The 17,951-nt window shown below is 30.5% G+C and carries 23 protein-coding genes; all 23 read left to right on the top strand.

The window, feature by feature from the left end; translation table 11 throughout:
• Nucleotides 1-35 precede the first annotated feature (35 nt).
• The 23 genes from B5E79_RS00665 (at nucleotide 36) to B5E79_RS00555 (ending at nucleotide 17,943) form a co-directional block, all read left to right on the top strand.
• The gene (locus tag B5E79_RS00665; RefSeq protein ID WP_087296602.1) at nucleotides 36-497 is read left to right on the top strand and encodes a ribosome maturation factor RimP; all 462 of its coding nucleotides are present in this window, start codon (nucleotides 36-38) and stop codon (nucleotides 495-497) included.
• 15 nt (nucleotides 498-512) lie between these two features.
• Nucleotides 513-1,874 (top strand): transcription termination factor NusA, encoded by a 1,362-nt coding sequence (gene nusA, locus B5E79_RS00660; RefSeq protein ID WP_087296601.1) that lies wholly within the window; start codon nucleotides 513-515, stop codon nucleotides 1,872-1,874.
• A gap of 12 nt (nucleotides 1,875-1,886) precedes the next feature.
• Complete coding sequence (gene rnpM / locus B5E79_RS00655; RefSeq protein ID WP_087244061.1) at nucleotides 1,887-2,141, top strand: RNase P modulator RnpM; 255 nt, start codon at nucleotides 1,887-1,889, stop codon at nucleotides 2,139-2,141.
• Nucleotides 2,131-2,433: a L7Ae/L30e/S12e/Gadd45 family ribosomal protein gene (locus B5E79_RS00650; protein ID WP_087296600.1), complete on the top strand. Its 303-nt coding sequence runs from the start codon at nucleotides 2,131-2,133 to the stop codon at nucleotides 2,431-2,433. Before rnpM ends, B5E79_RS00650 begins: the two co-directional genes overlap by 11 nt.
• Nucleotides 2,434-2,437: 4 nt before the next feature.
• Nucleotides 2,438-4,288 (top strand): translation initiation factor IF-2, encoded by a 1,851-nt coding sequence (gene infB / locus B5E79_RS00645; RefSeq protein WP_087296599.1) that lies wholly within the window; start codon nucleotides 2,438-2,440, stop codon nucleotides 4,286-4,288.
• 13 nt (nucleotides 4,289-4,301) lie between these two features.
• Entirely contained in the window at nucleotides 4,302-4,655 is a 354-nt protein-coding gene (gene rbfA / locus B5E79_RS00640; RefSeq protein WP_087244058.1) for a 30S ribosome-binding factor RbfA, read from the top strand.
• Nucleotides 4,656-4,726: 71 nt separating this feature from the next.
• Complete coding sequence (nagA, locus tag B5E79_RS00635) at nucleotides 4,727-5,857, top strand: N-acetylglucosamine-6-phosphate deacetylase (RefSeq protein ID WP_087296598.1); 1,131 nt, start codon at nucleotides 4,727-4,729, stop codon at nucleotides 5,855-5,857.
• 13 nt (nucleotides 5,858-5,870) lie between these two features.
• Nucleotides 5,871-6,749 (top strand): aldose 1-epimerase family protein, encoded by an 879-nt coding sequence (locus B5E79_RS00630; protein ID WP_087296597.1) that lies wholly within the window; start codon nucleotides 5,871-5,873, stop codon nucleotides 6,747-6,749.
• Nucleotides 6,750-6,788: 39 nt separating this feature from the next.
• On the top strand, nucleotides 6,789-6,959 hold the full coding sequence (locus tag B5E79_RS00625) for a sporulation protein Cse60 (RefSeq protein ID WP_087244055.1): 171 nt from the start codon (nucleotides 6,789-6,791) through the stop codon (nucleotides 6,957-6,959).
• A 35-nt stretch (nucleotides 6,960-6,994) separates the two neighbouring features.
• Nucleotides 6,995-7,150: a DUF1540 domain-containing protein gene (locus tag B5E79_RS00620; RefSeq protein ID WP_087244054.1), complete on the top strand. Its 156-nt coding sequence runs from the start codon at nucleotides 6,995-6,997 to the stop codon at nucleotides 7,148-7,150.
• A gap of 129 nt (nucleotides 7,151-7,279) precedes the next feature.
• The gene (locus B5E79_RS00615; RefSeq protein ID WP_087296596.1) at nucleotides 7,280-7,747 is read left to right on the top strand and encodes a hypothetical protein; all 468 of its coding nucleotides are present in this window, start codon (nucleotides 7,280-7,282) and stop codon (nucleotides 7,745-7,747) included.
• The gene (locus B5E79_RS00610; RefSeq protein WP_087296595.1) at nucleotides 7,744-8,466 is read left to right on the top strand and encodes a pseudouridine synthase; all 723 of its coding nucleotides are present in this window, start codon (nucleotides 7,744-7,746) and stop codon (nucleotides 8,464-8,466) included. Before B5E79_RS00615 ends, B5E79_RS00610 begins: the two co-directional genes overlap by 4 nt.
• Before the next feature lie 19 nt (nucleotides 8,467-8,485).
• Nucleotides 8,486-9,148 carry a tRNA (guanosine(46)-N7)-methyltransferase TrmB gene (trmB, locus tag B5E79_RS00605; RefSeq protein WP_087244051.1) on the top strand — a complete coding sequence of 221 codons (663 nt, stop codon included), beginning with the start codon at nucleotides 8,486-8,488 and terminating at the stop codon, nucleotides 9,146-9,148.
• The gene (locus tag B5E79_RS00600; protein WP_224762514.1) at nucleotides 9,141-9,461 is read left to right on the top strand and encodes a thioredoxin family protein; all 321 of its coding nucleotides are present in this window, start codon (nucleotides 9,141-9,143) and stop codon (nucleotides 9,459-9,461) included. The genes trmB and B5E79_RS00600 overlap by 8 nt, the downstream gene beginning before the upstream one ends.
• 41 nt (nucleotides 9,462-9,502) lie before the next feature.
• On the top strand, nucleotides 9,503-10,102 hold the full coding sequence (locus B5E79_RS00595; RefSeq protein WP_087296594.1) for a hypothetical protein: 600 nt from the start codon (nucleotides 9,503-9,505) through the stop codon (nucleotides 10,100-10,102).
• Nucleotides 10,102-10,431, top strand: a complete 330-nt coding sequence (gene acpS / locus B5E79_RS00590) for a holo-ACP synthase (RefSeq protein WP_087296593.1) — start codon at nucleotides 10,102-10,104, stop codon at nucleotides 10,429-10,431. Before B5E79_RS00595 ends, acpS begins: the two co-directional genes overlap by 1 nt.
• A 208-nt stretch (nucleotides 10,432-10,639) precedes the next feature.
• Nucleotides 10,640-10,972, top strand: coding sequence for a single-stranded DNA-binding protein (locus B5E79_RS00585; RefSeq protein ID WP_087244047.1), 333 nt, complete (start codon nucleotides 10,640-10,642; stop codon nucleotides 10,970-10,972).
• Nucleotides 10,973-11,047: 75 nt separating this feature from the next.
• Nucleotides 11,048-12,856 (top strand): translation elongation factor 4, encoded by a 1,809-nt coding sequence (gene lepA / locus B5E79_RS00580; RefSeq protein WP_087296592.1) that lies wholly within the window; start codon nucleotides 11,048-11,050, stop codon nucleotides 12,854-12,856.
• A gap of 87 nt (nucleotides 12,857-12,943) precedes the next feature.
• Nucleotides 12,944-15,007 (top strand): peptidoglycan D,D-transpeptidase FtsI family protein, encoded by a 2,064-nt coding sequence (locus tag B5E79_RS00575; RefSeq protein ID WP_087296591.1) that lies wholly within the window; start codon nucleotides 12,944-12,946, stop codon nucleotides 15,005-15,007.
• 75 nt (nucleotides 15,008-15,082) lie between these two features.
• Nucleotides 15,083-15,232, top strand: a complete 150-nt coding sequence (gene rpmG / locus B5E79_RS00570) for a 50S ribosomal protein L33 (protein ID WP_066443283.1) — start codon at nucleotides 15,083-15,085, stop codon at nucleotides 15,230-15,232.
• A 43-nt stretch (nucleotides 15,233-15,275) separates the two neighbouring features.
• The gene (locus B5E79_RS00565) at nucleotides 15,276-15,890 is read left to right on the top strand and encodes an MBL fold metallo-hydrolase (protein ID WP_087244044.1); all 615 of its coding nucleotides are present in this window, start codon (nucleotides 15,276-15,278) and stop codon (nucleotides 15,888-15,890) included.
• A 75-nt stretch (nucleotides 15,891-15,965) separates the two neighbouring features.
• Nucleotides 15,966-16,952, top strand: a complete 987-nt coding sequence (locus B5E79_RS00560; protein ID WP_087296590.1) for an ATPase, T2SS/T4P/T4SS family — start codon at nucleotides 15,966-15,968, stop codon at nucleotides 16,950-16,952.
• Nucleotides 16,945-17,943 carry a type II secretion system F family protein gene (locus B5E79_RS00555; protein ID WP_087296589.1) on the top strand — a complete coding sequence of 333 codons (999 nt, stop codon included), beginning with the start codon at nucleotides 16,945-16,947 and terminating at the stop codon, nucleotides 17,941-17,943. Before B5E79_RS00560 ends, B5E79_RS00555 begins: the two co-directional genes overlap by 8 nt.
• The last annotated feature ends 8 nt before the right edge of the window (nucleotides 17,944-17,951 follow it).

Genomic DNA, 17,951 nt, shown 5'->3' with positions numbered 1-17,951 from the left:
AACCCTCTCGTTTATATTTGTAAACGGAGGATTATATGCTAGAAAAAATCAAACAACTTATTCAACCTATATTAAATGATCATGATGTTTATTTAGATGACATTGAATATGTCAAAGAAAAAAATGAATGGTATTTAAGAATTTTTATTGAGAAAAATAATGGTCATCTTGATATGGATACATGTGTTGCAGTGAGTGAAGCTATTAGCGATATGTTAGATCAGGAAGATTTGATTGAAGATGAGTATTATTTAGAAGTATCTTCACCTGGTGCTGAAAAACCATTAAAAGCACTTGAAAAAGTTCAACAATCTATTGGAGAGTATGTATATATCCAGTTTAAGAATCCAACTCAAGGTATGAATGAGGTTTATGGGACAATACTGAATGTTGAAGGTACTCAAATTGAGTTACAGTATATGGTAAAAAACATTAAGAAAAAATGCAATATTGATTATAATGATATTGCTTTTATAAGGTTAGCTGTTAAATTTTAAGGAGGATAATGTAAAATGGCTAGTAAAAAATTTATTCAGGCACTTGATTTATTAGAAAGTGAAAAAGGTATCAAAAAAGAAATTGTGCTTGATGCTTTAAAAGAAGCATTAGAAAAATCATATAAAAAGAACTATGGTGGTCCTGAGTCAATTATTCGTGTTGAAATTAATGAAATCAATGGAAAGATTCGTTTATATGAGATTAAACATGTTGTTGATGATGTCAATGATGAAGATTATGAACTGTCTTTAGAAGAAGCTCAAATGATTAATCCTAAGTATCAAATAGGTGATGATGTTGTCACTGAAGTTGATCCAGAAGTTTTTGGACGTTTGGCAGCTATTCAGACAAAACAGTTGTTGAAACAAAAAATTCGTGAAGCTGAAAAAGAAACATTATATAACGAATATATTGATAAAAAAGATGATATTATTAATGGAACTGTTGATCGCGTAGAAGAACGTTTTGCGATTATTAATATTGGTAGAACAGGTGCTTTATTACCATTAAATCAACAAATTCCAGGTGAAAAGATATATGAAGGGCAACGTATTAAAGTTTATGTGAGTGATGTTGAACGTAATACAAAAGGAACACATATTGGTGTTTCAAGAACAGAACCTGGATTAGTAAAAAGATTATTTGAAATGGAAGTTCCTGAAATTTATGATGGAACTGTTGAAATCAAATCTGTATCTCGTGAAGCTGGAGATCGTAGCAAGATTGCAGTTTATACAAGTCATGAAAATATTGATCCTATTGGAGCATGTGTTGGTCCAAAAGGAAGCCGTGTACGCAATGTTGTGAATGAATTAAATGGAGAAATGATTGATATTGTTGAATGGAGTGAAGATCCAGTTGTGTATATTTCACACGCCTTATCACCATCAGATGTTGTACATGTCGATATTGATGAAGAAAAACACAGTGCTTTAGTTATAGTTCCTGATAATCAGTTATCACTTGCTATTGGAAAAAGAGGTCAAAATGCACGTTTAGCAGTACGATTAACTGGATGGAAAATAGATATCAAGTCAGTTAGTGAAGCTGCAAATGAAGGTATTATATATGGTGAAGATGCTGAATTTGAAAAATCATTTGAAGCAGAAATGATAAAAGAAGACGAACCTGTTATTGAAGAATCATTTGAAGATAAATTATCTGAAACAGATGAAGAATTACAAGAAAATTTCGAAGAAAATGATATAATGGAAGAAGATAGTGATATGTATCAAGAAGATCATGATGAATCAGAGGAATCAGAAGAATTCGATGATTATGATGACTATGATGAGTATGATGATTATGATTATGATCCAAAATATGATGAAGACATTGATTATGATGAATTTGACAAATATTATGATGAAAAATAGGGGTGATTTTGAGTGCGAAAGATACCTTTAAGAAAGTGTGTAGCAACACAAGAACAATTGCCTAAAAAAGAATTGATTCGTGTGGTGAGAAATAAAGAAGGTGAAGTATTTGTTGATCCAACAGGAAAGATGAATGGAAGAGGTGCTTATTTAAAAAGAAGCCTTGAAGCAATTGAAATAGCTCAAAAAAAAGGAGTTTTAAAAAAATCTCTTGAAGTAGATATACCTGATGAGATTTTTGAAGAATTAAAAAAATATGTTGGATAAAAGTACGATTTCATTGTTGGGATTAGCAATGCGTGCTAGAAAAATTGCTACAGGAGATGTGTTATTAAAGTCAATTCGACAAAAAAAGGTTGATTTTGTTATCATTGCAGAAGATGCAAGTGATAATACCAAAAAGAAATATATTGATAAATGTACCTATTATCATATTGATTATTGTGTTATGGGACAAAGTGAAGAACTTTCTCAAGCCATTGGGAAAAACAATCGTGTTGCGTTAGGTATATTGGATAAAGGTTTTGCAAATAAAATCAAATCAAAACGAGGAGGTTGATATTATGGCAAAAAAGAATACATCAACAAAGAAAAAGGGAAACCATCATAAAAAGAAGCTCATTTCTAATATTCCACAAAAAAAGGAAGAAAAGAAATTGGGAGATGGAATTATTGAATATGAAGATGGTATTACAGTTGGTGAATTAGCTGAGATGATTGGACAGACACCAGCTAATGTTATTAAAGTTTTATTCATGCTTGGAACAATGGTAACAATCAATTCATCATTAAATGATGAACAAGTTGAGTTAATTTGTCTTGAGTATGGTTATGAAGTAAAGAAAAAGGTTATTGTCAGTGAAATTAACTTTGAAGATATTGAAATCATTGATGATGAAGCTGATTTAGTTGGTCGTCCACCAGTTGTTACAATTATGGGACATGTTGATCATGGTAAGACAACTTTACTTGATTATATTAGAAAATCAAGAGTGGCAGAAGGCGAATTTGGTGGTATTACTCAACATATTGGTGCTTATCAGGTTGAAGTGAATGGAAAGAAAATCACGTTCTTGGATACGCCTGGACATGAAGCATTTACTGCAATGCGTGCCCGTGGAGCGCAATTAACAGACATTGTTATTATTGTTGTTGCTGCTGATGATGGCGTTATGCCACAAACAAAAGAAGCAGTTGACCATGCCTTAGCTGCTGGTGTACCTATTGTTGTCGCTATTAATAAAATTGATAAAGAAGGTGCTGATCCTGAACGTATCAAAGGTGAAATGAGTGAATTAGGTTTAATGCCTGAAGAATGGGGTGGAGATACAGTTTACTGTAATATTTCTGCAAAAAAAGGAATTGGAATTCAGGAATTATTAGAAACATTGACAGTTGTTGCTGAACTTGCTGATTTAAAAGCAAATCCAAAACGTTATGCTTATGGTAGTGTTGTTGAAGGTCGTTTGGATAAAGGAAGAGGACCTGTTGCAACTTTACTTGTACAAAATGGAACATTAAGAGCTGGAGATCCAATTGTTGTAGGAACTGCCTATGGACGTGTTCGTCAGATGCTTGGTGATCATGGAAAAGAATTAAAAGAAGCTGGTCCTTCAACTCCAGTAGAAATTACAGGATTGAATGATGTGCCTGTAGCTGGTGATAAGTTTATGGCATTTGAAACTGAAAAGATGGCTCGTCATGTTGGAGAAGAAAGACAAAAGGCTAAACAGGAACAAGATCGTGGTGTTAGCTCAGCAATGAGCTTAGATGATTTGTTCAACCAAATTAAAGAAGGACAGGTTGCTCATTTAAATATTATTGTCAAAGCTGATGTCAATGGTACAGCTGAGGCTGTTAAGGGTTCATTAGAAAAGATTGATATTGATGGTGTACGTGTCAATGTTATTCGTTCGACTGTTGGTGCAATCAGTGAATCTGATGTTTTATTGGCTAGTGCTTCTAAAGCTATTATTTATGGATTTAATGTTCGTCCTGATGCTAACGTAAGACGTAAAGCAGAGGAAGAAGGAGTAGAAATCAGACTTCATAATATTATTTATAAAATGGTTGAAGAAATTGAAGCGGCTATGCGTGGTATGCTTGCTCCTGAATTAGAAGAAGTTGTAACTGGTCAAGCTGAAATTAGACAAGTTATCAAGGTTTCTAAAATTGGAAATATTGCTGGTTCATATGTAACAGATGGATATATACGTAGAGATTGTGGTATTCGTTTAATCCGTGATGGTGTTGTTATTTATGAAGGAAAATTAGCATCTTTAAAACGATTTAAAGACGATGCAAAAGAAGTATCGGCTGGGTATGAATGTGGTATGACAATTGAAAACTATAATGATATTAAAGAAGGAGATATCATTGAAGGATTCATCATGGAAGAAGTCGAAAGAAAATAGGAGCTGATCTTTTATGGTATTAAAAAAAGAAAAATTAAATAATATTATTCAAAGAGAATTATCTGATATTATTCAAATGGAAGTTAAAGATCCAGCCATAGGTTTTTGTACGATTACTGGTGTAGAAGTAACAAATGATTTATCAATTGCTAAAGTTTATGTTTCTTTTTTAAATAAAAATCCTCAAAAAAGAATGGAAGCTTTACAACACTCTAAAGGATTTATTCGTACTCTTTTAGCAAAACGTTTAACAGTTCGTAAATGTCCTGAGCTACAGTTTGTTATAGATACATCAATTGAATATGGTAATAAAATTGAAAGTATTATTGAAGAATTAAATCAACAAAAAAAGATTTCTAATGATTAGAAATCTTTTTTTATATATTGTTTGAAGATTAAGGTTAATAAGCATATAATAATAGAAGGAGGACATAAAAAATGAAAAAATGTATTATAAACGGGAAAATCATTTTACATGATGAAATTGTAAACAAAAATGTATTTATTGAAGATGATAAGATTACAGAAATCAGTGATCGTCAACCAGAAGATGAAGATATTATTGATGCAAAAGGTGCTTATGTAAGCCCTGGTTTCATTGATGTACATACGCATGGTCGTGGTGGTAGTGATACGATGTATGCTACATTTGATGATTTAAACACAATCTCTAAAGCAACTTTAAAAACAGGAGTAACATCATTTTTACCAACAACAATGACTATGCCTGTTGATGATATTGCTAAAGCTATTGAAAATATTGCTGTCAATAAAGATAAAGTTGAAGGGGCTCAAGTTTTAGGTACACACTTAGAAGGACCTTTCTTTAATAAAAAATATAAAGGAGCACAACCAGAAGAATGTATGATTTTGCCAACAGTTGATAATTATTTATCTTTTGTTCAAAATCATCAGGATATCATCAGAAAAATTTCTATTGCTCCTGAATTAGAACACTCATTAGAACTCATATCTTATTTAAAAGATAAGAATACAGTTGTTTCTTTAGGACATACAAATGCAACTTATGAACAAGCTCAAGCGGCTATTGATGCGGGGGCAACTTCAGGAACACATACTTATAATGCTATGACACCATTAACACATAGAGCACCAGGTGTTGTTGGAGCTGTTATGATCAATGATAGTGTTTATGCAGAATTGATTTTAGATGGCGTACATGTCAATTATGCAGCTGCTAAAGCATTATTACGTACTAAAGGTAAAGATAAATTGATTTTAATTACAGATTCTCTTGAAGCAGCAGGTTTGGAAAACGGAAAATATCTTTTAGGAAATCAAGATGTTTATGTAAAAGACGGAGAAGCAAGATTGATTGATGGAACATTAGCAGGAAGTATTGTTTCAATGAATGTGGCTGTTAAAAATGCTTATGAACATCTTGGATTAACATTAAATGAAGCTGTCAATTTAGCAAGTTATAATCCTGCTCAGAGTTTAAATGAACCATTATTAGGAGAAATTAAAGTGGGAAATTATGCAGATATTATTTTCTTTGATGACAACATTCAAATTCAACAAACAATGATTAAGGGACAATTGAAATAGGTAGGTATAGAATATGGTGATTTTAAAAAATAGTGAATTAGAAGTTGAATTAAATGCAAAAGGTGCTGAAATTATTAAAATTATCGGACAGCATGATCAAATAAACTATATGTGGCGTAGAGATCCATCATTATGGGCAAGTAGTGCACCAATACTTTTCCCAATTGTAGGTGCTTTGCATAATGATGAATGTCGTATAAATGGACAAACATATCATATGACACAACATGGTTTTTCTAGACATAATGAATATATGACACATCAATTATCTGATACTTGCGTTGAGTTTGAATTAACTCCAAATGAAGATATTTTAAAACAATATCCATATTTATTTAATTTGAAAGTCATTTATACTTTAAAAGGGAATACATTGGAATGTCAATGTGTTGTCAAAAATACTGATCAAAAAACAATTTATTTCCAGATTGGTGGACATCCAGCATTTGCATGTCCGTTTATGGAAAATGAATCAAGCAATGATTACTATGTTGAATTTGAAAAAGAAGAAACTCTTGATCAGAAAGTCATTGATGTTGCTCATCGTGCTATGTCACGTACAACAAAACCATTTTTTGATCATGAAAAACGTTTCTTTGTAAGACAGGCATTATTGGATAATGATGCTATTGTATTTAAAGATTTTCAATCAAGCTATGTTGCATTAAAATCAATTAATCATCAAAAAGCTATTTATTTCCATATGAAAAATTATCCACATCTTGGAATTTGGGCAAGTAAACATGTCGGTGGATTATTAGCTTTAGAACCATGGAATGGACATGGAGATTATATCGACTTTGATGGCGAATTTAAAGATAAAGAAGGTATCATTTCATTAGAACCACAACAAGAATTCAGTTGCCAATTTGCTATTGAAATACGTCAATAGTTGACAAATTGAATATAGTCATGATGTTATAATAGACATATGAAAATTAAAATCATAGAAAAAACACATGAATTGGATTTAGAAGATGCACTTAATGAATTTATTCAAAAAGAAAATCCGCAAATTCAGGATATGCAATATCAGGTTGCTTTAACATCATGTCATGGAAATCTTGAATACAGTTTTAGTTGTTTGATTGTATATTCATAGTCCATCAAGCCATAATAATATATGGAGGTGAAACTATGGCTAAGGATGTTAAATGTAGCGTAGATAGTTGTAAATATTATTGTGATGGATGTTGTGAAGCAAACTGTATTCATGTCGGTAATTGTCACTGCGTTGAAGCAAAGAAAAATGCAGAAACTGCTTGTGATACATTTGAATGTCGTGGAAAATAAATTTTTCAATGTTGTATTGAAAATAAGGTATTGTTATGCTAGTCATAATGATACCTTTTTTCATTATGAGCATGATGATTTCATATAGCTATCTGATTATAAATTTGTTATAATAGAAGCGGTGATGATATGAAAAAAATATTATTATGTTTATTGATTTCTTTGTTCTGTGTGGCATGTCAATCATCATCTTCTGATGAACAATTTCAGGAATATTATCAAATTAAAGAACAGTTAATATCACATCAGGAATTTGATACAGATTATCCATTTCATGTTCAAGTTGTTTTTTTTGATTTAGAAGATAGTTATCGTTATGATGTTATTATCGACCAGCCACAGGTTGATATGTATTATATCGAGGCTATGGCATATGCTCATGAAGATGATCAAAAGATGTGTCCGGTTTTAGGAATTGTTGATGACTCTATCAGCCACATGAAAGTTGATTATATTGATAAAAGTCAACATTTTTATAAAGGAGTTCAGCTTTCTGGAGAAACTGAAAAGATACAAGATGTAAAAATATATGTTTGTTATTATTTGGATAAAGAAAAAACACAAAAAGCAGAAAAATATATTGAGGTACAATCATGAGATTAGATAAATTATTAGCCCATTGTGGTTTTGGGACACGTAAAGAAGTAAAACAATTAATCAAAAATGGTTATGTGAAAGTCAATGGTGAAGTTATTAAAAAAGATAAACATCATGTTGATCCTGTAGGAGATAAGGTCTATGTTGATGATGAACGTATTCATTATCAGGAATATGTTTATTATATGTTAAATAAACCTGCTGGCTATGTGAGTGCCACTGAAGATAATGTTTATCCAACTGTTATTGATTTAATTGAAGAAAATTATCGCCAAGATTTATTTCCTGTTGGGAGATTAGATGTTGATACTGAAGGCTTATTATTGATTACAAATGATGGTGTTCTTGCTCATCAGCTGTTATCACCTAAAAAACATTGCCCTAAAGTGTATTATGCAAAAATTCAAGGTGTTGTAACAGATGATGATGTTCAAACCTTTTTATCTGGTGTTGTTATTGATAATGAATATCAATGTCAAAGTGCACATTTAAAAATTTTATCAACAACACAAAATCATAGTGAGATTGAAGTAGAAATCTATGAAGGAAAATTCCATCAGGTTAAGAAAATGTTTCATGCTGTTGGTAAAGAAGTTCTTTATTTAAAAAGAATACGTATGAAAAATTTAAACTTAGATGAAAATCTTGAATTAGGAGCTTATCGTCCTTTAACTGATGAAGAATTAGATAGATTAAAGAGTGAAACTGTGTTACAATAAAAAAATATAGGAGGCTTATATGCGTTTAAGAAATAATCCTAAAGCTAATGATATTTTAGCTGCACATGATGATATTGTAATTTTAGATGGTAAACAATATCGTGGAAAATGGAATGAGTTATTTGGAAATTCAAATCCTATATATATTGAAATTGGAATGGGTAAGGGTGATTTTATTATTGAAAATGCTTTACGTTATCCAAATATCAACTATATTGGAATTGAAAAATTTCCAAGTGTTATGGTCGGAGCTATAAAAAAAATAGATCAATTAGAAAAAATACCATCAAATTTAAAATTATTAAAAGAAGATGCCATTCTTTTAACAGAAGTTTTTGGTAAACATGAAGTGAATCGTATACATTTAAATTTTAGTGATCCTTGGCCTAAGAAAAGACATACAAAAAGACGTTTAACATCACCTGCATTTTTAGATGTATATCAAAATATTCTTATTGATAATGGTGAATTGATTTTAAAAACAGATAACCGTTTATTGTTTGAATATTCTTTGGTGTCATTTCAAAACTATGGATTACATTTTGAAGATGTATGCTTAGACTTGCATCATAGTGAAGGATATGAGGATAATATTCAAACAGAATATGAGAGAAAGTTTTCTCCATTTGGTCCAATATATCAAGTCAAAACAACATTTAAAGGAGTTAATAAAAATGGATAATTTAATAAAGATTAGTGATTTACAAGCATTTGAAAATGCAATTAAAGGAAATGCTATGTTAGTATTTTCAACAACATGGTGTCCAGATTGTCATTTTTTAAAAACATTTATTGATGATTTAGTAGCACAAAATCCAGAGTGGACTTTCTATTATATAGATCGTGATGAAATGGTTGATTTGTGTATTGATTTAGAGATTATGGGTATTCCATCTTTCGTCGCTTATCGTGATGGTAAAGAAGTTGGAAGATATGTCAATAAATTAAGAAAAACACAACAGCAGATTCAGGAGTTTATTGATCAGATTGATTAGAAAATGAGAAATAGAAATAATGTTGTAAGGAGGAAAGCAAAATGTTTAAAAAGTTTTTTAAAAAAGAAGAGGAAGAAGAATTATTTGAAAAAGTTGATCCTGTTTTAGAACAAAGACGTAAAGAAAAATTTAGTACTCCTCTTATTTATAATGATGAGGTTGAAATAAAGAAAGATATCAAAAAAGAAGAGCCAAAGAAAAAAGAGGTTAAAAAAAGTGCGCCTGCAGAATCTACTTATCGTATGAGTGAGATTATATCTCCAATGACAGGTTTAAAAGAGACAAAAAAACCAGAAGTTAAAAAGGTGGCAAAACCTAAGGTTAAGAAAGTTAAAAAGGAATCAGATGAATTAATTCCCATTATAAGTCCGTTTTACGGTCCTTTTGAAAATGTGCAAGAAGAAAAGACAAAAAAACCAAAAAAGGTTGAAGTGGAAGAACCAAGTGTTGAACAGAATTTAAGAAATATAGCAAATATTGTTGAAGAAGAACAAGATCAATTAAAAATTATTGAAGAGAGAACTGGTGAATTTAAGCTAGATTTCCAAAACAAAGATGAGGATTCTTTCATTGATGAAATTGATGATTCTATGAGTTTAGATGAATTGATGAGTCTTTATGAAAAAAAGTTTAAAGATTAATGAAGGGAATAGGTGTTGATATTATTGATCTTGAACGTTTAGATATTCATAATCTCAATTTTGTTAAACATATTTTATCGCCAAAAGAGTATCAGATATTTACAAAAATGAATTCTCCTAAAAGACAATTAGAATTTTTAGGAGGACGTTTTGCTGGTAAAGAAGCTTATATGAAAGCTTGTCATGTTGGTATTGGAGCAATGGCTTTTCATGATATTGAAATTTTAAATGATGAAAGTGGTGCGCCTTATTTACATGATTCTCATGCTCATATTTCTATTTCACATGAAAATAAATATGCAATTGCATTTGTTTTGCTTGAAAAGTAAAGATTTTCTTTACTTTTTTCTTTTATAGGCATGACTCATTTTAATAAATTGGTTCATATTTTTGTATGATTTCTCCATTTTTTTATCATTTTTATGCTTTTTGATCTTCCAAAATATAAAGAAAAGTTATAAAAAGAATAAAAATAACCATTTTTGGTACTTTTTATATTTTCCTATATACTCATAGATGAGGAGGTAAAATATAAAAATGTTTAATGAAATTATTTTAATAGGGAGACTTGCTGAAAATCCAAAATTCAAAGAAACACCGACTGGTGTTAAATTAGCAACTTTAATCTTAGATGTAGAAAGACCTTATCGTAATAATTTAGGGATTAGAGATCATGATTATATTAGTTGTGTTCTTTGGAAAGGCATAGCTCAAGAAGTTATGGATTGTTGCGAAGCAGGAAGTTTTTTAGGAATTAAAGGAAGGCTTCAGTCTAAAACATTTGAATCTCCTGATCATTTATCTACAACGATCATGGAAGTCAAAGTTGAACATGTTGAATTTTTGGATAAGTATTTTATGAAAAAATAGTCATTTGACTATTTTTTTGTTTTCTTTTAAGATAGAATTGTGTAAAATAGATAAGAATAGAAAGGGGAGATAAAGATGAGTATTGATCAGTCACATATTAGAAATTTTTCTATTATTGCCCATATTGATCATGGAAAATCGACTCTTGCTGATAGAATTTTACAACTTACTGGGGCAGTGAGTGATCGTGATATGAAGGAACAGTTACTTGATAGTATGGACTTGGAAAGAGAAAGAGGTATTACTATTAAATTAAATGCTGTTCAATTGACTTATAAAGCCAAAAATGGCGAAACATATCTTTTACATTTAATAGATACACCCGGTCATGTAGACTTTACATATGAAGTTTCACGCTCTTTAGCTGCATGCGAGGGAGCTGTATTGGTTGTTGATGCTGCTCAAGGTGTTGAAGCGCAGACATTAGCCAATGTCTTTTTAGCATTAGATAATGATTTAGAAATTTTACCTGTTATTAATAAAATTGATTTACCAAGTGCAGACCCACAGCGTGTTATTCATGAAATTGAAGATATTATAGGTTTACCAGCTGATGAAGCACCTTTGATTTCAGCCAAAACTGGATTAAATATCGAAGATGTTTTGGAAGATATTGTTTTGAATGTTCCTGCACCACGTGGTGATATTTCTCATCCTACACAGGCTTTGATTTTTGATTCTTATTATGACAGTTATCGAGGTGTTATTGTTTTTGTTTGTGTCAAAGAAGGAAAAATAAAAGTTGGAGATCATATTCGTTTTATGGCTACTGGAGCTGTTTATGAAGTGTTGGAAGTAGGGGTCAGAACACCAAAAGAGGTTAAAAAAGAAGAACTTGTAACAGGGGAAGTTGGATGGATTGCTGCTTCGATTAAATCCATTAGTGACGTTCATGTCGGTGATACAATTACAACTTTAGAACAACCTTCAAATGTTCAGTTACCAGGGTATCGTCAATTAAATCCTATGGTTTACTGTGGTTTGTATCCTGTTGATAATGCAAAGTATAAAGATTTAAGAGAAGCATTAGAAAAAATGAAATTAAGTGATTCATCACTTGTTTTTGAACCGGAAACATCACAGGCTTTAGGATTTGGATTCCGTTGTGGATTTTTAGGCCTTTTACATATGGATGTTATTGAAGAACGTCTTGAAAGAGAATTTGATCTTGAATTAATAGCTACGGCGCCATCCGTTATTTATCATTGTTATTTAACAGATGGTTCTATGATTGAAATTGACAATCCTGCTGCATTGCCTGGACCACAAAGAATCGATCATATTGAAGAACCATTTATTAAGGCTTCAATTATGACACCTAATGAATATGTAGGTCCAATTATGGAACTATGCCAATCTAAACGTGGTGAATATCAGGATATTGAATATATTGATGACTTGAGAAGAAATGTTGTTTACCTGATTCCATTAAGTGAGATTGTCTATGACTTTTTTGATAAATTAAAATCATGTACAAAAGGATACGCTTCTTTTGATTATGAATTAGATGGTTATAAAGAAAGTCGATTAACACGTATGGATATTTTATTGAATGGTGATGTTGTAGATGCTTTATCAACAATTGTTCATAAAGATTTTGCTTATAATCGTGGTCGTATTATTTGTGAGAAATTAAAAGAGATTATCCCAAAACAGATGTTTGAAGTTCCTATTCAAGCTGCAATACAGGGTAAAGTTATTGCGAGAACAAATATCAAAGCTATGCGTAAAAATGTTTTAGCAAAATGTTATGGTGGGGATATTTCACGTAAGAAAAAACTTTTAGAAAAACAAAAAGAAGGTAAAAAACGAATGAAAGCAGTAGGAAGTGTAGAAATTCCTCAAGAAGCTTTTATGGCTATTCTTTCTGTTGATGATGATTAAGAGAATTTGTGAAATTCTCTTTTTCTTATGGGTTGATTTACTTTCTAGATTGTATATAATATAATAAGTCGAGGAGGTGCATTAAAATTGAATTTATTCAAAAAAAATCCCATTCGATTTGAAGGGCAAAAAGAAATTGAAACCCAAATTAAAAATCAAACCGATAATGTCATCTCAAGAAGATTTAAAATTTTAATGGGAGTTATTGGTGCTGTTGGTGTTGTCTTGTTGATACGTTTGTTTATTACTCAAATTTCTCAACAGGAATATTATTCAACAAAACTTAAACAATATAATACGAGTCTTTTTACTGCTGATACATTCCGTGGTAATATTTATGATCGAAATTATAAAAGACTTTCTTACAATAAAAATATCAATTGTGCGACTTATTATGCCGTACAAAATATTACGCAAGATGATATCAAAATCATTGCAAATTTTTTAGTCAAAAATGTAAATGTTGATATTAAAAGTGTAACTGAAAGAGATAAAAAAGATTATTTGATTTTAAAATGCAAGGATACTAAAGATGATTTAATTAATGATTTAATCACTAGCGAGGAAAGATCGACATATTCAAGTGATGAAATTTATCAATTACAATTAAGTCGTATTACAAGTCAGATGTTAAAAGACAATTTATCTGATGATGATATTAAGTATTATATGATTTATTCAAAAATTCAAAACTGTACAAGTGGATCAGTTGTTTTATTAGAAGGTTTAACAGTTAAAGAAGCAAGTCTCATTGGTGAAAATTCTGATATTTTACGTGGTGTTAAAGTAACAAATGACTGGTCAAGAGAAAATACATACGGTACAGAATTTAAATCTGTTTTAGGAAGAGTAACATCGAAAAAAGAAGGATTGCCTGCAAGTACAAAAGATATATTATTAGCTCAGGATTATAACAATGATTCACGTGTGGGAATAAGTGGTTTAGAAATGCAGTATGAAAATATTTTAGCTGGAACTCCAGCAACTTATTCCTTGGCTTATGATAGTGATGGGAATCCTGTTGTAGAAACTGTATCAAGCGGGACAAAAGGTGATAATATTCGTTTGACTATTGATTGGGATTTACAATCGGCGATTACTGATGAAATTGAAAAACAAATGAAGGCACATACGAGTTCAATATATAGATATGCTAATAACATTTATCTTGTTATGATTGATCCTAATACAGGAGCCATTTATGCAATGTGTGGTTATCAAAGAGATGAAAAGGGAGATATTTATGAATTGGCTGGTGGCGCTGTTCAAAACGCATTTGAAATAGGTTCGGCATTTAAAGGTGGAACAATATATGCAGGTATTAAACATGGTGTGATTAATCAATACACGGAATTTGATGATACAAGTAGTGGTTTTAAAATAGCTGGTACACCGACCAAGTTTTCATGGGATACAGGTGGATTAGGACGTTTAAATGCTGCAGAAGCATTGTCACAATCTTCGAATATTTATATGTTTTATGTTGCAACCTTATTAGGTGGAGGAACTTATGAATATGGAGAGCCTTTGTCTATTAGGGATTCAGCATTTGATCAGATGAGACTTGATGTAGGAGAATTAGGATTAGGTGTAAAGACAGGTATAGATTTACCTAGTGAAGCCTTAGGATATCGTGGTCGTGTTACACAACGACAAGCTGGTAACTTTCTTGACTTTGCAATTGGACAATATGATACTTATACACCAATTCAAATGGCACAATATGTTTCCTCGATTGCCAATGGTGGTAAAAGAGTCCAACCACATCTTTTTATGGAATCTTTTACAGAAGATGACGATGGTACAAAGATATCACTTTTACAACATCAGGTAAAAGTACTCGATGATGTCTCAAGTTATAAATTAGCTTTTGATACAATTCATACTGGATTTAGAATGGGTTGTGTGTCAGGACTAGCGAGTGGTGTCAATGGAGATTATGAAGCAGCAGGAAAAACTGGGACTGCACAGAAAGTTTATGAAGGAACAAGTGACGTATGGGCCAATCGAGCCTTTATTGGATATGCTCCTTATGATAATCCAGAAATAGCTGTTGCTTGTATTGCTGAAGCATTACCTGATGCTGGTGGAGGGACATGTACGACTCTATCAAAATATGCATTTGAAAAGTATTTTGAAAAATATGGATAAAAAGTGAAAAATTTATGGTAATTTTGAATTGTTTATGCTATTATAGTATGGCAAAGTCGTGATGGAGGTGTAAAAATGAGAGAAAACATCATTTTAAAATGTACTGAATGTGGTGAAGAAAACTACATTAATACAAAAAATAAAAGAAATCATCCAGAAAGAATGGAAGTCAAAAAATACTGTCCTAGATGTAATAAAAAAACAACTCATAAAGAAAAAAAATAAGCCTTTTTGGCTTTTTTTCTTTATTTTGAAAGGAACGAAGATAATGATAAAAAAATTAATATTAGGAACAATGCAAACAAATTGTTATGTTATATATAATGATAATCATGAATGTTTTATTATTGATCCAGGTGCTCAAGGACAAAAAGTTGCTAAATTTTTAGAAGAAAAAGAGTTAGAATTAAAAGCTATATTATTGACACATGGACATTTTGATCATATTGGCGCTGTTGATTATTTATATGAAAGATTTCAATGTCCAGTATATGCACAAAAAGAATCATTTGAAATCATAAGAAATCCTCAATATAATCTATCTGCAATGATGGGAGAATCGTTTACTTTAAAAGCTCCTCTTTTGGAAGCAACTTCTACAATGAATATTATAGGGATGACAGTTCAGTGGCTATTGTTAGAAGGACACTGTTATGGAAGCAGCATGATTTATGTTCCTCAAGAAAATGCTTTATTTAGTGGTGATGTTCTGTTTGCTGGTTCGATTGGTCGTTATGATTTCCCCACATCATCTCATCTTACTACTAAAGAAAGTTTAGAAAAAATTAAATCTTTACAGTTTGATGCACGTTTACTCCCTGGGCATGGAGAAGAAAGCTCATTAAATTATGAACAAAAGCATAATCCATTTTTAAGATCATAAAAATTTATGATCTTTTTTTGTTGAAAAAAAGAAAAATGAAAAAATAATGCGTATATATATAATAGGAGGGTTATTATGGATGAACTATTTGAAAAAATGATTTATCGTGCATTGAATCAAAAAGCTACGGATATTCATATGTTATTAAAAAAAGATTTGAGAATTCAATTTCGTATTTTTGGTGAGTTAAAACTGTATGATGTTTTAGAAAATGAAAAAGGGTATAAATTAATGAATTTTATTAAATATAAATCATTGATTCATACGAATTATCGTTTGATGCCACAAACTGGAAATATTTCTTTAAAAATGAATCAGAAAAAATATTTCTTAAGAGTTTCTTATTTACCGTCATTAGAATTTGAAAGTATTGTCATAAGAATTTTAAACAATCATGAATTACGTTCGATTCAAGAACTTACATATCAAAAAGAAATACAAGATTATCTTTATTGGTTATCGAAACAAAGTCATGGACTCTTTTTTATAAGTGGAGCTACAGGTTCAGGAAAATCAACAACTTTATATACTGTTTTAAAACAAATTCTTAATGACTCTCAAAAAAACATCATTACAATAGAAGATCCTATTGAAATTCATTTGGATGGTTGTTTACAGATTGAGTTGAATGAAAAGATTGGTATTACATATTATGATACGCTTAGACAAATCCTTAGACATGATCCAGATGTTATTATGATTGGTGAAATTAGAGATGAAGAAACAGCAAGAATTGCTTTGACTTGTGCTTTAACTGGACATCTTGTTTTAACAACTATCCATGCTAGTAATGCACCACTTTCTATTAAACGCTTTATGAATTTGGGTATTCACAAAACCGATATACTTGATGTTGTTGTAGGCATTATTTCACAGCGTATGAAATATGACGTGGCAAATAAAAAGGCATTTGTCATATCTGAACTCATGAAAAAAGAGGATATAGACAAATATCTAAATCATCAGGAGTTTTCTTATCTTTCTTTTCATAAAGCAGCTCATCAATTCATTGAAATGGGATTCCCATCTGAATTATTTGAAGAGGAACTTGTCTATGAGTAAAGATTATTTGTTATTAAAAAATCTGTATGGTTTATTGGAAGCAGGTTATAGTATTGAAGAAGCTTTACGTTTATGTCAGCAAATGATTCATTATCATGTTATTGATGAAATGTTGGAGCAGTTAAATCACGGTGAATCAATAGAAAACATTTTATTGAATTCTTCTTTACCACATTTGTTCTGCGAATATTTTCGTTTTTTTCAAAATAAAAATTGTTTATCAGAAGCAATTAAGAAAAGCCTAGATATTTGCATAATGAAAGAAGAATATCAAAATAAACTGAAATCAAAGTTAACATACCCTTCTATATTGGTGACTTTTTTATTTCTTTTTTCACTATTTGTTGTGTTTATGCTGTTACCGAATGTCAATCAGCTTTTTAGTTCTTTCCAAATCGAAAAATCATTTCTTATAGAGATTTTATTTGGCTTTTTTTATTTTATACCAAGTTTTATTATTGGTGCTGTTTTTATAGCGTTATATCTTGTTTTAAGGCTGATTTATGCGTTAAAGCATAAATTATATAGAATTATTGAAATGTATCTCAAATGGCCGATATTTAAGCTGATTTTACAAAAATATTTTTCACTCAAATTTGCATTATACTTTCATGAATTATTAAGTGAAGATATTGACAGTACCAGTGTTATAAGCATTTTAAATGAACAGATGACGGATAGTGATTTAAAAATTATTTTGTATGAGATAAATAATCGATTGTATGGAGGTGAGAACTTAGAAGAAATATTGGAAGACTTTGAATATTTTGATGATTTATTTATATCTTTTTTTCAGATGTATATGAAAAATCCACAACAAAGACATTCATTATCTTATTATATTCAGGTTACATATGAATATTTAGATTATTGTATAGAACGTTTTTTAAAATATCTGATTCCTATGATTTATGGCTTTGTGGCTTTGTTTGTCATTACAATTTATATAGCCATTATTATTCCTATGATGAATTCCATATCAAATATATAATAGAAAGG

The organism is Massilimicrobiota sp. An134, assembly GCF_002160815.1.
In the GTDB taxonomy this organism is placed as follows: Bacteria; Bacillota_I; Bacilli_A; order Erysipelotrichales; family Coprobacillaceae; genus Allocoprobacillus; species Allocoprobacillus merdigallinarum.
This window is presented reverse-complemented; position numbering and strand designations above follow the sequence as displayed.

What these genes read in the sequence shown, in the direction of transcription:
- acpS (WP_087296593.1), top strand. Translation starts at nt 10,102, where the DNA reads ATGAAGGGAATAGGTGTTGATATTATTGATCTTGAACGTTTAGATATT.
- trmB (WP_087244051.1), top strand. Translation starts at nt 8,486, where the DNA reads ATGCGTTTAAGAAATAATCCTAAAGCTAATGATATTTTAGCTGCACAT.
- B5E79_RS00595 (WP_087296594.1), top strand. Translation starts at nt 9,503, where the DNA reads ATGTTTAAAAAGTTTTTTAAAAAAGAAGAGGAAGAAGAATTATTTGAA.
- B5E79_RS00620 (WP_087244054.1), top strand. Translation starts at nt 6,995, where the DNA reads ATGGCTAAGGATGTTAAATGTAGCGTAGATAGTTGTAAATATTATTGT.
- B5E79_RS00585 (WP_087244047.1), top strand. Translation starts at nt 10,640, where the DNA reads ATGTTTAATGAAATTATTTTAATAGGGAGACTTGCTGAAAATCCAAAA.
- infB (WP_087296599.1), top strand. Translation starts at nt 2,438, where the DNA reads ATGGCAAAAAAGAATACATCAACAAAGAAAAAGGGAAACCATCATAAA.
- B5E79_RS00610 (WP_087296595.1), top strand. Translation starts at nt 7,744, where the DNA reads ATGAGATTAGATAAATTATTAGCCCATTGTGGTTTTGGGACACGTAAA.
- nagA (WP_087296598.1), top strand. Translation starts at nt 4,727, where the DNA reads ATGAAAAAATGTATTATAAACGGGAAAATCATTTTACATGATGAAATT.
- rpmG (WP_066443283.1), top strand. Translation starts at nt 15,083, where the DNA reads ATGAGAGAAAACATCATTTTAAAATGTACTGAATGTGGTGAAGAAAAC.
- B5E79_RS00555 (WP_087296589.1), top strand. Translation starts at nt 16,945, where the DNA reads ATGAGTAAAGATTATTTGTTATTAAAAAATCTGTATGGTTTATTGGAA.
- B5E79_RS00650 (WP_087296600.1), top strand. Translation starts at nt 2,131, where the DNA reads ATGTTGGATAAAAGTACGATTTCATTGTTGGGATTAGCAATGCGTGCT.
- B5E79_RS00625 (WP_087244055.1), top strand. Translation starts at nt 6,789, where the DNA reads ATGAAAATTAAAATCATAGAAAAAACACATGAATTGGATTTAGAAGAT.
- B5E79_RS00630 (WP_087296597.1), top strand. Translation starts at nt 5,871, where the DNA reads ATGGTGATTTTAAAAAATAGTGAATTAGAAGTTGAATTAAATGCAAAA.
- B5E79_RS00665 (WP_087296602.1), top strand. Translation starts at nt 36, where the DNA reads ATGCTAGAAAAAATCAAACAACTTATTCAACCTATATTAAATGATCAT.
- lepA (WP_087296592.1), top strand. Translation starts at nt 11,048, where the DNA reads ATGAGTATTGATCAGTCACATATTAGAAATTTTTCTATTATTGCCCAT.
- rbfA (WP_087244058.1), top strand. Translation starts at nt 4,302, where the DNA reads ATGGTATTAAAAAAAGAAAAATTAAATAATATTATTCAAAGAGAATTA.
- B5E79_RS00600 (WP_224762514.1), top strand. Translation starts at nt 9,141, where the DNA reads ATGGATAATTTAATAAAGATTAGTGATTTACAAGCATTTGAAAATGCA.
- nusA (WP_087296601.1), top strand. Translation starts at nt 513, where the DNA reads ATGGCTAGTAAAAAATTTATTCAGGCACTTGATTTATTAGAAAGTGAA.
- B5E79_RS00565 (WP_087244044.1), top strand. Translation starts at nt 15,276, where the DNA reads ATGATAAAAAAATTAATATTAGGAACAATGCAAACAAATTGTTATGTT.
- B5E79_RS00560 (WP_087296590.1), top strand. Translation starts at nt 15,966, where the DNA reads ATGGATGAACTATTTGAAAAAATGATTTATCGTGCATTGAATCAAAAA.
- B5E79_RS00615 (WP_087296596.1), top strand. Translation starts at nt 7,280, where the DNA reads ATGAAAAAAATATTATTATGTTTATTGATTTCTTTGTTCTGTGTGGCA.